10 protein-coding genes are annotated in these 12,339 nt (G+C 70.9%); 3 read left to right on the top strand and 7 right to left on the bottom strand.

The annotated features are described in order from the left end of the window. Positions 1 to 6: 6 nt before the first annotated feature. The 6 genes from glpR to galU form a co-directional block, all read right to left on the bottom strand. The gene (gene glpR / locus ACIREI_RS13245) at positions 7 to 1,293 is read right to left on the bottom strand and encodes a gephyrin-like molybdotransferase receptor GlpR (RefSeq protein ID WP_403331446.1); all 1,287 of its coding nucleotides are present in this window, start codon (positions 1,291 to 1,293) and stop codon (positions 7 to 9) included. A gap of 196 nt (positions 1,294 to 1,489) precedes the next feature. Then, positions 1,490 to 2,125: a GNAT family N-acetyltransferase gene (locus tag ACIREI_RS13240; protein WP_403331443.1), complete on the bottom strand. Its 636-nt coding sequence runs from the start codon at positions 2,123 to 2,125 to the stop codon at positions 1,490 to 1,492. Between the two features lie 20 nt (positions 2,126 to 2,145). After that, a complete protein-coding gene (locus tag ACIREI_RS13235; RefSeq protein WP_403331441.1) occupies positions 2,146 to 2,646 on the bottom strand; it encodes a molybdenum cofactor biosynthesis protein B in 501 nt (166 codons plus the stop codon). After that, positions 2,643 to 3,137, bottom strand: coding sequence for a cyclic pyranopterin monophosphate synthase MoaC (gene moaC / locus ACIREI_RS13230; RefSeq protein ID WP_403331438.1), 495 nt, complete (start codon positions 3,135 to 3,137; stop codon positions 2,643 to 2,645). Before moaC ends, ACIREI_RS13235 begins: the two co-directional genes overlap by 4 nt. 86 nt (positions 3,138 to 3,223) lie before the next feature. After that, on the bottom strand, positions 3,224 to 4,546 hold the full coding sequence (gene glp / locus ACIREI_RS13225; RefSeq protein ID WP_403331435.1) for a gephyrin-like molybdotransferase Glp: 1,323 nt from the start codon (positions 4,544 to 4,546) through the stop codon (positions 3,224 to 3,226). A gap of 4 nt (positions 4,547 to 4,550) precedes the next feature. Further along, on the bottom strand, positions 4,551 to 5,453 hold the full coding sequence (galU, locus tag ACIREI_RS13220; protein ID WP_403331432.1) for a UTP--glucose-1-phosphate uridylyltransferase GalU: 903 nt from the start codon (positions 5,451 to 5,453) through the stop codon (positions 4,551 to 4,553). A 61-nt stretch (positions 5,454 to 5,514) separates the two neighbouring features. On the opposite strand from galU, the gene ACIREI_RS13215 reads away from it, so the two are divergent. Next, the gene (locus ACIREI_RS13215; RefSeq protein ID WP_403331429.1) at positions 5,515 to 6,168 is read left to right on the top strand and encodes a 5-formyltetrahydrofolate cyclo-ligase; all 654 of its coding nucleotides are present in this window, start codon (positions 5,515 to 5,517) and stop codon (positions 6,166 to 6,168) included. A gap of 66 nt (positions 6,169 to 6,234) precedes the next feature. On the opposite strand, the gene ACIREI_RS13210 is transcribed toward ACIREI_RS13215, so the two are convergent. Further along, the gene (locus tag ACIREI_RS13210; protein WP_403331426.1) at positions 6,235 to 9,006 is read right to left on the bottom strand and encodes a penicillin acylase family protein; all 2,772 of its coding nucleotides are present in this window, start codon (positions 9,004 to 9,006) and stop codon (positions 6,235 to 6,237) included. A 255-nt stretch (positions 9,007 to 9,261) separates the two neighbouring features. Here ACIREI_RS13210 and ACIREI_RS13205 point away from each other — a divergent pair, with 255 nt between their 5' ends. Next, complete coding sequence (locus ACIREI_RS13205) at positions 9,262 to 10,782, top strand: potassium/proton antiporter (RefSeq protein ID WP_403331986.1); 1,521 nt, start codon at positions 9,262 to 9,264, stop codon at positions 10,780 to 10,782. Positions 10,783 to 11,020: 238 nt separating this feature from the next. Continuing rightward, a complete protein-coding gene (locus ACIREI_RS13200; protein WP_403331423.1) occupies positions 11,021 to 12,313 on the top strand; it encodes an MFS transporter in 1,293 nt (430 codons plus the stop codon). Positions 12,314 to 12,339 lie beyond the last annotated feature (26 nt).

The following is a 12,339-nucleotide window of genomic DNA, read 5'->3' as shown; positions in this document are numbered from 1 at the left end:
CGGCCGCTACTCGTTCGCCGCGCGCGGCCGGTCCCCGTCCTCGTACTGGTCGAACAGTGGCGTACGGCCCCGCTCGCGCGCCCGGCGGGCGGAAGCGGCCCGGCGGGCGTCGCTCCGGCCGCCCCCCTCGGCCTTCTCCTCGCCGTGGGCCTCGTCTCCCGGCTCTCCCGGCTCCGCGCCCCGCGCGGAACCGTCCCCGGCGTCGCCGCCCGCGTCCCGGTCCCGGCCGACGGGGCTCGACCGCGCCGAGCTCCACGCGTCCGGCGCGCCGAGGTCCACGTCGGGCGTGGCCCGTGGCGCGACCGGCGCGGTCACATACGTCGGCAGCGGCACCGGCACCGGGTCCCAGCTGTCCCCGTGCCCCGGCCTGCGCCGGCGCTCACGCTGCTGGTCGACCCACTCGGCGTGATCGGTCTGCTCGACGAGGGCGCGCCGGTCCGCGGCGAGGGCGGACAGGCCTGGGTCGGTGCCTGGTTCGGGCCCCTCGTCGGGCTCGTCGAGACCGGCACCGGAGTCGGGGCCGCCCCGCCGGCGCGACTGGCGCGCATGCTCGCGAAGCCGCTGCGCGGCGGCCTCGGCGCTGCGCCGGTCCATCTGGTAGGCGAAGCGACGGCGCTCCTGGGAGCGCAGATACGCGATGTACCCGCTGAGCATCACGGCGGGAATGCCGGGCGCCCACAGGAAGGCGAGCCCGCCGACCGCGGCGACGATCGCGCCGAGCGTGAAGGCCAGGAAGAGCATCACGGTGGTGCGCCGTCGGCGCGCGAGCACCTTCAAGCGCCTGGCACGCGCCGCGGCCGCCTCGTCCGAGGGTGCTCGCCGGGGTGCGGGGACCCGTTTGCGCGCCTTGGAGTCCGGGCCGGAGCCCGTTTCGGCCGTGGGCGCGTTGGCACGTTCGGGGGCCGGCCTGGACCCGTGTTCGGGTGCCGCCTTGCCTCCCTGTTCCCGTGCGGATTCGCGCGCCGGCTCCGGGCGCTCCGGTGCCTGGGCCTGGACCGCCGCCTGGGTCTGCGGACGGGTCGGAGGCATGGCGAAGGCCCGGACGTCCACCGACTCGGTGACGTCGCCCGGGTCATCGGCGCTGGGCTCCCCCTCGTCGGTGGAGCGCGCCCGCAGGTCCTTGGCGTACCGGCGCTCCATCCCCGCCCGTCCGGACAGCAACCGGATGGCTGTGCTGAAGCGTTCCGTCGGACGGGCCTCGTTCAGCTCGTCCTGCCTACGGAGCCACATCGGCACCAAGTAGGCGGCCCAGGCCCCGACAATGACTGCGTAGATGAGGCCGCTGCTGCTCACGTCTCACACGGTAGAGGGATTCGCGCGGGGCCATCCGCCAATTGAGCCGGTGTGTCGCACGATCTGGCTGATATTTCGAACTTTTTTTGTGACCGATGCGATCAGCAGCCCGCCCAGGGCGCGAATTTAATGCCCCGAGGCGGTCATCCGACGTCAATTTCGAACACTTATTCAATTTCCGGGGGCTGCTTCCCGGCTACGCGGGATTGCCCCGGCTGTTCTGCGGGTTCGTGCGCGGTGTCTCCTGTGAGCCTGCCCGGTGCCAGCGGCCCAGCAACCCCTCCGGCACCTCTTCCGCCGTGAGCGCGAAGACGAGATGGTCCCGCCAGGCTCCGTCGATGTGGAGATATCGCGGACGCATCCCCTCCTCGCGGAATCCGAGTTTCTCCACGACCCGGCGGCTCGGACGGTTCTCGGGGCGAATGCAGACCTCGATGCGGTGCAGCCCGACGGTGCGGAAACAGTGGTCCACGACCAGCGCCACGGCGGTCGGCATCACCCCGCGGCCCGCCACCGCCTCGTCCACCCAGTAACCGATGTGCCCCGAACACATCGATCCCCAGGTGATCCCGGCGACCGTCAACTGCCCGACCAGCCGCCCCTGGTACTCGATGACGAACGGCAGCATCCGGCCCGAGTTCGCCTCGGACCGCAGATGCCGGACCATCTGGCGGTAGGTCGGCCGGTGCGCGATCGGCCCGCTGGGCGTGGGCGGCGGAATCGTCGCCTCCCAGGGGCGCAGCCAGTCCCGGTTGCGCCGGTTGACCTCGCGCCAGGCCCGTTGGTCGCGCATCTTTATCGGCCGGAGGACCACATCGCCGTCCCCCAGCACGACGGGCCAGGATGGGCTGTTCAGCTCGCACCCCCGCTGCTGGGTCTGGGGTGGTCGCCGCCGCGGATCTGGTCGACGGCGTGGATCAGGAGGGGCTCCAGGACGGCCAGGCCGTCCTTCACCCCGCCGCTGGAACCGGGCAGGTTCACGATCAGCGTGCGCCCCGCCACTCCGGCCAGCCCTCGGGACAGCGCCGCGGTCGGCACCTTCTCCCGGCCGAACGCCCGGATGGCCTCCGCGATGCCCGGCACCTCGTGGTCGATCACCTCGCGGGTCACCTCGGGTGTGCGGTCGGTCGGTGAGATGCCGGTGCCGCCCGTGGTCACGATGACGTCGTACCCGGCCTCGACACCGGCGCGCAGGGCCGCGCCGACCGGGTCGCCGTCGGGCACGACCTGCGGCCCCTCGACGTCGAAGCCGAAGCCCTTCAGGCCCTCGGCGATCAGCGGGCCGCCCTTGTCCTCGTAGATCCCGGCGGCAGCCCGGTTGGAGGCGGTGACCACCAGAGCGCGATACGTCATGCCCGGCTCCAGTCGCCCGACTTGCCGCCCGTCTTCTCCTCGACCCGTACGTCCGTGATGACCGCTCCCTTGTCGACCGCCTTCACCATGTCGATCACGGTGAGCGCGGCGACGGAGACCGCGGTGAGGGCCTCCATCTCGACGCCCGTGCGGTCCGTGGTCTTCACGGTGGCCACGATCTCCACGGCGTCGTCCGCGACCGACAGGTCCAGTTTCACACCGGACACCGACAACGGGTGGCACAGCGGGATCAGGTCCGGCGTGCGTTTGGCGCCCATGATGCCCGCGATGCGCGCGGTGGCGAGGGCGTCGCCCTTGGGGACGCCCTCACCGCGCAGCAACTCGATCACACGGGGCGAGACGAGGACCCGGCCGCTGGCGCGGGCGGTGCGCGCGGTCACGTCCTTGCCGGACACGTCGACCATGCGGGCCGCGCCCGCGTCGTCGATGTGCGTGAGGTGGTCCTGCGTGGATGGGTCCTGCGTGCTCATGCTTGTGTGGCGCTCCCGGTCCGGGCCCGTCGCGGTGCGGCGCACGGGCCTGCTGTGCGCGACACGGTACCGCCAAGCAGGGCCTCTCAGCCGAGCAGGACCACCTCGACCTCGCTGCCGGGTTCGACGCTCTCCACGTCCTCGGGAACCACGATCAGCGCGTCCGCGTGCGCGAGGGCCGCGACCAGATGGGATCCGGCGCCGCCGACCGGCCGCACCGCGCCGTCGGCGTACGTCCCGCGCAGGAACTGTCTGCGCCCCTTCGGCGAGGTCAGCGCCTCGTCCGCCGCCAGGGTCGCGGTCGTCCGCGGGCGGTGGACGTCCTCCAGGCCCATCAAAGTGCGGATCGCGGGGCGGACGAACAGTTCGAAGGAGACGTACGACGACACCGGGTTGCCCGGGAGCGCGAGCAGCGGGGTGTGGTCGGGGCCGATGGAGCCGAAGCCCTGGGGCTTGCCGGGCTGCATGGCGAGCTTGCGGAACTCGACACCGCTGCCGGCCTCGTCCTCGTCGGCGACGTGGGACAGGGCCTCCTTGACGACGTCGTACGCCCCGACACTCACGCCGCCGGTGGTGACCATGAGGTCGGCGCGGACGAGCTGGTCCTCGATGGTGGAGCGCAGGGTCTCGGCGTCGTCGGCGACGGCGCCCACGCGGTAGGCGATGGCGCCGGCGTCACGGGCGGCGGCGGTGAGGGCGAAGCTGTTGGAGTCGTAGATCTGGCCGGGTCCGAGGTCCTCGTCGGGCTGGACGAGTTCGCTTCCGGTGGACATGACGACCACCCGTGGGCGCGGGCGCACGCGTACCGTGCCGCGGCCGATCGCGGCGAGCAGGGCGATCTGCGGCGGGCCGAGGATCGTGCCGGCCTCGAGGGCGCGGTCGCCGGACTTCACGTCGCTGCCCTTCGCGCGTACGTGCGCGCGTGCCTCGGCCGGCCGGTAGACGTGCACCTGGCCCTGGGCGCCCTCGGGGGCGAGGCTGCGGGCGCGCATCCCGGTCACCGGGCCCTCGCCGAGGCCGCCGTCGGTCCACTCCACCGGTACGACGGTCTCGGCGCCGGGCGGCAGCGGGGCGCCGGTCATGATGCGGGCGGCCTGGCCCGGGCCCACCTGGAGCAGGTCGGCCTGGCCCGCCGCGACGTCCCCGACGACCTCCAGGGCGGCGGGGAACTCCTCGCTCGCGCCCGCGACATCCGCGACCCGCACCGCGTACCCGTCCATGGAGCTGTTGTCGAACGGCGGCAGGGAGACCGGCACCGTGACGTCCTCGACCAGGACGCAGCCCTGGGCGTCGAGGAGTTGCAGCTCGATGGGTTCGAGGGGGCGGACGGTCGCGAGGATGTCCTCCAGGTGCTCGTCCACCGACCAGAGGTGGTCCTGGCCGGCGGGGCGGGTCGCGGCGGTGCTCAAATCCCTACATCTCCTCGGCTACGTAACTGCGAAGCCAGGTCCGGAAGTCCGGGCCCAGGTCTTCACGTTCGCATGCGAGTCTGACAATGGCACGCAGATAGTCGCCGCGGTCACCGGTGTCATAACGGCGGCCCTTGAACACGACGCCGTGCACGGGGCCGCCGACCTTCTCGTCCGCGGCGAGCTGCTGGAGGGCGTCGGTGAGCTGGATCTCGCCGCCGCGGCCCGGCTCGGTCTTGCGCAGTATGTCGAAGATGTGCGGGTCGAGGACGTAACGGCCGATGATCGCGTAGTTCGACGGGGCGTCGGCCGCGGCGGGCTTCTCGACGAGGTCGTGCACCTTGACCACGTCGCTGTCCTCGGTGGGGTCCACGGCCGCACAACCGTAGAGGTGGATCTGCTCGGGCGCGACCTCCATGAGCGCGATGACGCTGCCGCCGCGCTGCTCCTGCACCTCGACCATCCGCTTGAGCAGCGGGTCGCGCGGGTCGATCAGGTCGTCACCGAGCAGGACGGCGAACGGCTCATGGCCGACGTGCGGGGCGGCGCACAGGACGGCGTGGCCGAGGCCCTTGGGGTCGCCCTGGCGGACGTAGTGCATGGTGGCGAGGTCGCTGGACTCCTGCACCTTCGCGAGCCGGCCGGCGTCGCCCTTCTTCTGAAGGGCCGATTCCAGCTCGTAGTTGCGGTCGAAGTGGTCCTCCAGGGGGCGCTTGTTGCGGCCCGTGATCATGAGGACGTCGTCGAGGCCGGCGGAGACGGCCTCTTCGACCACGTACTGGATCGCCGGCTTGTCGACGACCGGCAGCATCTCCTTGGGAGTGGCTTTGGTGGCCGGCAGGAAGCGGGTACCGAGGCCCGCTGCGGGGATGACAGCCTTGCTGATCCGAGGGTGCGACTGAGTCATGCCCGCCACCATATCCGGTGCCTTTGCAGGGAATCTGAGGCTCCGGTTAATTGGCTCTCATATGAGCGCATTAGGAAGGGTTCGGGAACGACCAGTGAGTCACTTCGGGCGTCCGGCCGAGACTGACAAGCGAACATTGCGGCGAGAGTTCCTCGCGGTGAGAAGCAGGTTGACGGCGGCTGACGTGCGGGTATCGGCGACCGCGCTGGCCGGGCGGGCGCTGGAGCTGCCCGAGCTGGCGCATGCGGGCACGGTGGCGGCGTACGTCTCCGTGGGGAGTGAACCCGGCACGCTCGCGCTGCTGGACGCGCTGCGCGCGCGGGGTGTGCGGGTCCTGCTGCCCGCCCTGCTGCCCGACAACGACCTCGACTGGGGCGCGTACACCGGAGAGGACTCCCTCGCCCGCGTCCAACACGGCGGAAAGATGGCCCTCTTCGAGCCCAGCGGCGAACGCCTCGGCCCGGACGCCGTGACCGACGCCGACGTCGTGCTGCTGCCGGGCCTCGCGGTCGACGCGCGCGGGATGCGTCTGGGGCGCGGCGGGGGGTCGTACGACCGCGTCCTCGCCCGGCTGGAACGCGCTGGGGCCCATCCTGCCCTGGTGGTGCTGCTGTACGACTCCGAGGTCGTCGAGCACGTTCCCGAGGAACCGCACGACCGGCCGGTGCACGCGGTGGTGACGCCGTCGGGCACGCGCCGCTTCCGGGAGGCCTGAGCCGCGCTCCGCATGCGAAGGGGCCCTCCACGCGCGCGTGGAGGGCCCCTTCGGCGATTCACCGGCTCATGGCCTGAGCACCAGGGTGTCGCTCGTGCTCTCGTCGACCGCGCCGTCCGAGAAGGACCAGTCGAGCAGTTCGCCGTCGGCCCACTTGTCCGTCTGGTCGGTGTAGTGGGCGCTGTAGGCGTGCCCGGAGGCACCGGTGAGGTTGATCCACTTCGACTTGTCGAGGTCGCCGAGGTTGACCACCATCCGCATCGACGGCACCCAGACGACGCCATAGCCGCCGGCTGCGTTCCAGCCCGAGGCGTTGACCGTGGCCTCGCCTCCGCTGAGCTTCCAGGGGCCCCGGTTGAGGACGTACTGCAGGACACTCGGGCCCTCGGTGCCGAGGGTCTGGTTCTTCAGGAACAGGCGGTGCAGCCGGCCCCAGCTCCAGGTGTCGATGTCCTTGCCGAGCTTGGCGGTCAGCTCCCAGCGGGCGTCGATCATGGCGCGCCTGAACAGGTCGTCACGGTTGTGCACCGCGCCCGGCCGGGTGAGCGACTTGGGCGTGGTCCACCAGTCGCTCTCCGGGTCCTCCATGAGGGTGCGGACGACCTCGAACCAGCGGTCGCCGCCGTCCGGCTGCGCCTGGTCGGCCTCGCGCTCACCGCACTCGCGCACCTTCTGCGTCTCGTCCGCGGGACCGGTGGTGTTGACGGGGTCGACCGACAGGCACTGGCCCTCGACGCGCAGCTCCTTGGGCAGCTTGTTGCCGAAGGCGAGCTTGAGGATGTTGCGCCAGACCGAGTTGAAGTAGGCGGCCGCCGCCGAGTCGGCGTCCTGGGTGTAGTCCCAGCCCTCCAGGAGCTTCTGCGCCTCACGGACGTGCTTGTCCTCGATGTCGATCTTCAGCAGCTTGGGCACGAGCAGCTTGGCGATCTCACTGCTGTTGTCCAGCTGCATCTGGCGCATGTCGTCGGTGGAAATCTTGCCGCCGTCGTCGATCTTCGACTGGATCAGGTCGGTGATGCGCTGGCTGCGCGCGCCGTAACCCCAGTCCGTGGTGAGCGTGTAGGGGTACTTGGACTTGTCGACCACGGCCTGGTTGGCGGTGACGATGTAGCCGCGCGACGGGTTGTACTCGTACGGCAGCTCGTCCTGGTCGATGTAGCCGGTCCAGCGGGACTTGGCGTCCCAGCCCGGCGCCGGGACGGAGCCGTCGTAGCCCTGCGCGCGCGTGGGGATCTTTCCGGGCAGCGTGTAGCCGATGTTGTCCTTGGTGTCGGCGTAGATCAGGTTCTGCGAGGGCACGTCGAACAGCGCGGCCGCGGCGCGGAAGTCGTTCCAGTTCGCCGCCTTGTCCATGGCGAAGACGGCGTCCATGGTGGTGCCCGGGCTCAGCGCGGTCCAGCGCAGCGCGATGCCGTAGCCGTCGCCCCGGTCGGGGGCGGCCGTGTCGACGGTGGCCTTCTTGCCGACCTTCACCAGCTCGGAGCTGCGGTCGGACAGCAGCGGCATCCCGTCCTTGGTCTCCCGGACGACGATCTTCTTGGGCTCGCCGCCGGCGACCTTGATGGTCTCCTCGCGCGTGAGGAAGGGCACCGTCTTGTCGTCGTACAGGTAGCCGTCGCCGGAGAGCTTCTCCAGGTAGAGGTCGGTGACGTCGACGCCGGAGTTGGTCATGCCCCAGGCGATGTTCTGGTTGTGGCCGATGACCACGCCGGGCATGCCCGCGAAGGTGTAGCCGGAGACGTCGTACTGGCACTTGCTGGAGACCGTGCGGCAGTGCAGGCCCATCTGGTACCAGACGGACGGCAGCGAGGCCGACAGGTGCGGGTCGTTGGCCAGCAGCGGCTTGCCGGTGATGGTGTACTTCCCGGCGACGACCCAGGAGTTGGAGCCGATGCCGTTGCCGTTCACGCCGACGGCCGTGGGGAGGTCGTCCAGGACGTTCTGCAGGCCCGACAGCTGGCTCTGCAGGCCGGTGCCGGTGCCGGTGCCCGAGGAGGCCGTACCGCTCGCGGACCCGCCGGTCGACGCACCCGCGGAGGACGTGCCGCCGCTCTGCTCGAACGTCTTGGTGACCTCGTCGTACTGGCCCGACTGGACGATCGTCTTGTTGCGGCCGTACGGGTAGTCGGGGTACAGGTCCGCGATCTGCTTGGGGCCGAGGCGGCTGGTCATCAGGGCGCGGTCGATCTCGTCCTGCATGTTGCCGCGCAGGTCCCAGGCCATCGCCTTCAGCCACGAGACGGAGTCGACCGGGGTCCACTTCTCGGGCTTGTAGTCGTTGGTGAACCCGAGCGCCGCGTACTCCAGGGAGATGTCCTTGCCGTCCTTGCCGTCCAGGTAGGCGTTGACACCCTTGGCGTAGGCCTGGAGGTACTTCTTGGTGGAGGCCGACAGCGTCTTGTCGTACTCCTCCTTGGCGATCCGGTCCCAGCCCAGGGTGCGCAGGAACTCGTCGTTGTCGACCTGGCTCTTGCCGAACATCTCCGACAGACGCCCGGACGTCATGTGGCGGCGTACGTCCATCTCGTAGAACCGGTCCTGCGCCTGGACGTAGCCCTGCGCCATGAACAGGTCCTCGTCGGAGGAGGCGTAGATCTGCGGGATGCCGTAGTCGTCGCGCTTCACGTCGACGGGCCCGGACAGGCCCGCGAGCGTGAGGGAGCCCTTGGTCTGCGGGAAGGAGGCTCGGACGGTACTGATGGACCAGTACGCCCCGCCGGCGACGCCTCCGACGAGGGCCAGCACCAGCACGAGAACGATCAGGCGGGCTTTGCGCCCCTTCTTCCTGCCGGACTTGCCGGGCTGCTGACCCGTGGAGGCGGTGGTGTTGGGGGGCATCGCTGTCCTTGCTGTCCTAACGCGAGCGGCAGGCGGTCCTGGAGTGCTGGAGCAACCATAGGCGCAGGGCTCGGTCGCACTTGACGCGGAGTGGGGAACCAGCACGGACGGACGTTCGATCATGCCCGGTGGAGTGTCAAGAAATCGTCAAGAGTTAGGTAAGGTAACGAAGTAGTTGGGTGCGGAGAACTACCACTTCGTGTCCTATGTACGTGAGCCCACGCGCGCGCGTGTGCCAGGGAAAGGGATCGGCCGCTGACTGTCCACGACCTCAACCAGCTCCTGCTCGTCTGCTCGCTCGTCCTGCTCGTCGCCGTCGCAGCGGTCCGGATCTCCTCGCGCAGCGGGCTCCCCAGCCTGCTCGTGTACCTGGGCATCGGCGTGCTCATGGGCCAGGACGGCATCGGCGGCATCCGCTTCGACGACGCCGAGCTGACGCAGGTCATCGGGTACGCGGCGCTGGTCGTGATCCTGGCCGAAGGCGGTCTCGGCACGAAGTGGAAGGAGGTCAGGCCGGCGCTTCCGGCCGCCTCCGCGCTGGCACTGGTCGGGGTCTCGGTGAGCGTCGGGGTGACGGCGACGGCCGCGCACTACCTGGTCGGGCTGGAGTGGCGGCAGGCGCTCATCATCGGGGCGGTGGTCTCCTCCACCGACGCCGCCGCGGTCTTCTCCGTGCTGCGGAAGATCCCCCTCCCCTCGCGCGTGACGGGCACCCTGGAGGCCGAGTCCGGCTTCAACGACGCCCCCGTGGTCATCCTGGTGGTCGCCTTCTCCCACCAAGGTCCGATCGAGCACTGGTACGTACTGCTCGGCGAGATAGCCCTGGAGCTGGCCATCGGCGCGGCCATCGGCATCGCGGTCGGCTGGCTGGGGTCCTGGGGCCTGAGGCATGTGGCGCTGCCCGCCTCCGGCCTCTACCCGATCGCCGTCATGGCCATCGCCGTCACCGCGTACGCGGCGGGCGCGATGGCGCACGGCAGCGGCTTCCTGGCGGTGTACCTGGCCTCGATGGTGATGGGCAACGCGCGGCTGCCGCACTGGCCCGCCACGCGCGGGTTCGCCGACGGGCTCGGCTGGATCGCCCAGATCGGCATGTTCGTCCTGCTCGGCCTGCTGGTCACCCCGACCGAGCTGGGCGACGACTTCCTGCCCGCGCTGGCCATCGGGCTGGTGCTGACCATGGTGGCGCGCCCGCTGAGCGTCGTGGCATGTCTGGTGCCGTTCCGGGTGCCCTGGCGGGAGCAGGCACTGATGTCCTGGGCCGGACTGCGCGGCGCCGTGCCCATCGTCCTAGCGACGATCCCCATGGTGGGCGGCGTCGAGGACAGCCGCCGCATCTTCAACATCGTCTTCGTCCTGGTCGTCGTCTACACCCTGGTCCAGGGACCGACGCTGCCCTGGCTCGCCCGCAAGCTGCACCTCGGCCAGGGCCCCGAGGCCGCCGACCTCGGCATCGAGTCGGCGCCCCTGGAGCGGCTGCGCGGACATCTGCTGTCCGTCGCGATCCCCGAGGGCTCGAAGATGCACGGCGTCGAGGTCAACGAGCTGCGGCTGCCCGCCGGAGCCGCCGTCACCCTCGTCGTCCGCGAGGGAAAGTCGTTCGTTCCGCTGCCGACGACGGTGCTGCGGCTCGGCGACGAACTGCTCGTGGTCGCCACGGATCCGGTACGGGACGCCGCGGAGCGCCGACTGCGCGCCGTGGGGGCCGGGGGCAAGCTGGCCGGGTGGCTGGGGACGAACGGGGCGACCGGAACCGGGCGGCCCAATCGCAGGTGAAGCACCGGACAGTGCTCATTTTCACAGGAGTAACAGGCGCCGTTCCCTGTACTATGCAGGCGTCACCCAGATCAAACCAACTCTGCCTGACGCAGAGCTGGCGCGACCGTATGGCGGCCGGGACGTCCTTCCTTCAGTGGGCGCCGGTATCTACCGCAGTTCCGCGCGACAGGACAGCTCTCGGCGCCGCCCCCCACCCGACGGGGTCGCGCTACCAGGCGGCAGAAAGGCACGGGCCGTGGCGTCCACGGTCACCATCGAGCCGCCGAAGGACTCGTCGGCTCCCTCCCGCCCGGGATACGGACAGCTGCTGCGCACCCGCGGCGCCTGGACGTTCCTGCTGCCCGGCTTCGCGGCACGCCAGCCGTTCGCGATGCTGACCATCTCCATCGTGCTCCTCGTGCAGCACACCACCGGCTCCTACGGCGCGGCGGGCGCCGCCGCGGCCGTCACCGGCGTCTCCATGGCGCTGTTCGCGCCCTACAGCGGCCGCCTCGCCGACCGCTACGGGCAGCGCACCGTGCTGATCCCCGGCGTGCTGCTGCACACACTGTCGGGCCTGACCCTGACGGCGCTCGCCCTGAACCACGCCCCCTTGTGGGCGCTGTTCGCGGCGGCCGTACCGACCGGTGCCTCGGTGCCGCAGGTCGGGCCCATGGTGCGGGCCCGCTGGGGCGTGAAGCTCCAGGGCTCGCCCCTGATGACGACCGCGGCGGCCTTCGAGTCGGTGACGGACGAGCTGACCTTCGTCGTCGGCCCGCTGCTGGCCACCGCCCTGTGCACCGCCGTCGATCCGGCCGCGGGCCTGGTCACGGAGGCCGCGCTCACCCTGCTCGGCGGTCTGCTGTTCGCCGCCCAGAAGAGCACCCAGCCCTCGGTCACCGTCGACGGGCACGCGCGCGTGGAGCACGCTTCGGCCCTGCGCGTGCCCGGCATACGTGTGCTGATCGTGACCTTCCTGGGCATCGGTTCCGTCTTCGGCGGCATGCAGGTCTCCCTGGCCGCCTTCACCGAGTCGATCGGCGAACCCGGACTCAATGGCGTCCTGTACGGCACCTTCGCCGCGGGCAACATGCTCTCCGGCATCGCCTGCGGCGCCATCGCGTGGAAGGTGGCCCCGCAGCGCCGCCTCGTCGTCGGATACGCCGCCCTCGCGCTGGCCGCGTCCGGCCTGTGGGCCGCCCACTCGGTGCTCGTGCTGGCCGGCCTCGGTCTGCTCGTCGGCATGTGCATCGCGCCCGCGCTGATCACCGGGTACACCCTGGTCGAGGACCTGGTTCCGGCCGGGGCCCGCACCGAGGCGTTCACCTGGCTCACGGGTGCGGTGGCGCTCGGCCAGGCCGCCGCCGTCACGGTCGCCGGACAGCTGGAGGACCGCTTCTGGGGCGGCGCCGGGTTCCTGGTGCCGATGGGCGGGACGATGCTCGCCCTGGCGACCCTGGTGGCGCTGCGCTCGCGGCTGGCGGCGCGGCCCGGCGGCCGGACCGTCGCACGTGGCGTCGGTCACCGCGTGCCGGTGGCAGTGGACTGAGCGGCTGGAATACGTCACTATGGTTC

This window comes from Streptomyces sp. NPDC093591 (assembly GCF_044764885.1).
Classification (GTDB): Bacteria; Actinomycetota; Actinomycetes; order Streptomycetales; family Streptomycetaceae; genus Streptomyces.
Note: the sequence above shows the minus strand (reverse complement) of the source record. Positions and strands in the feature narration are given on the sequence as shown.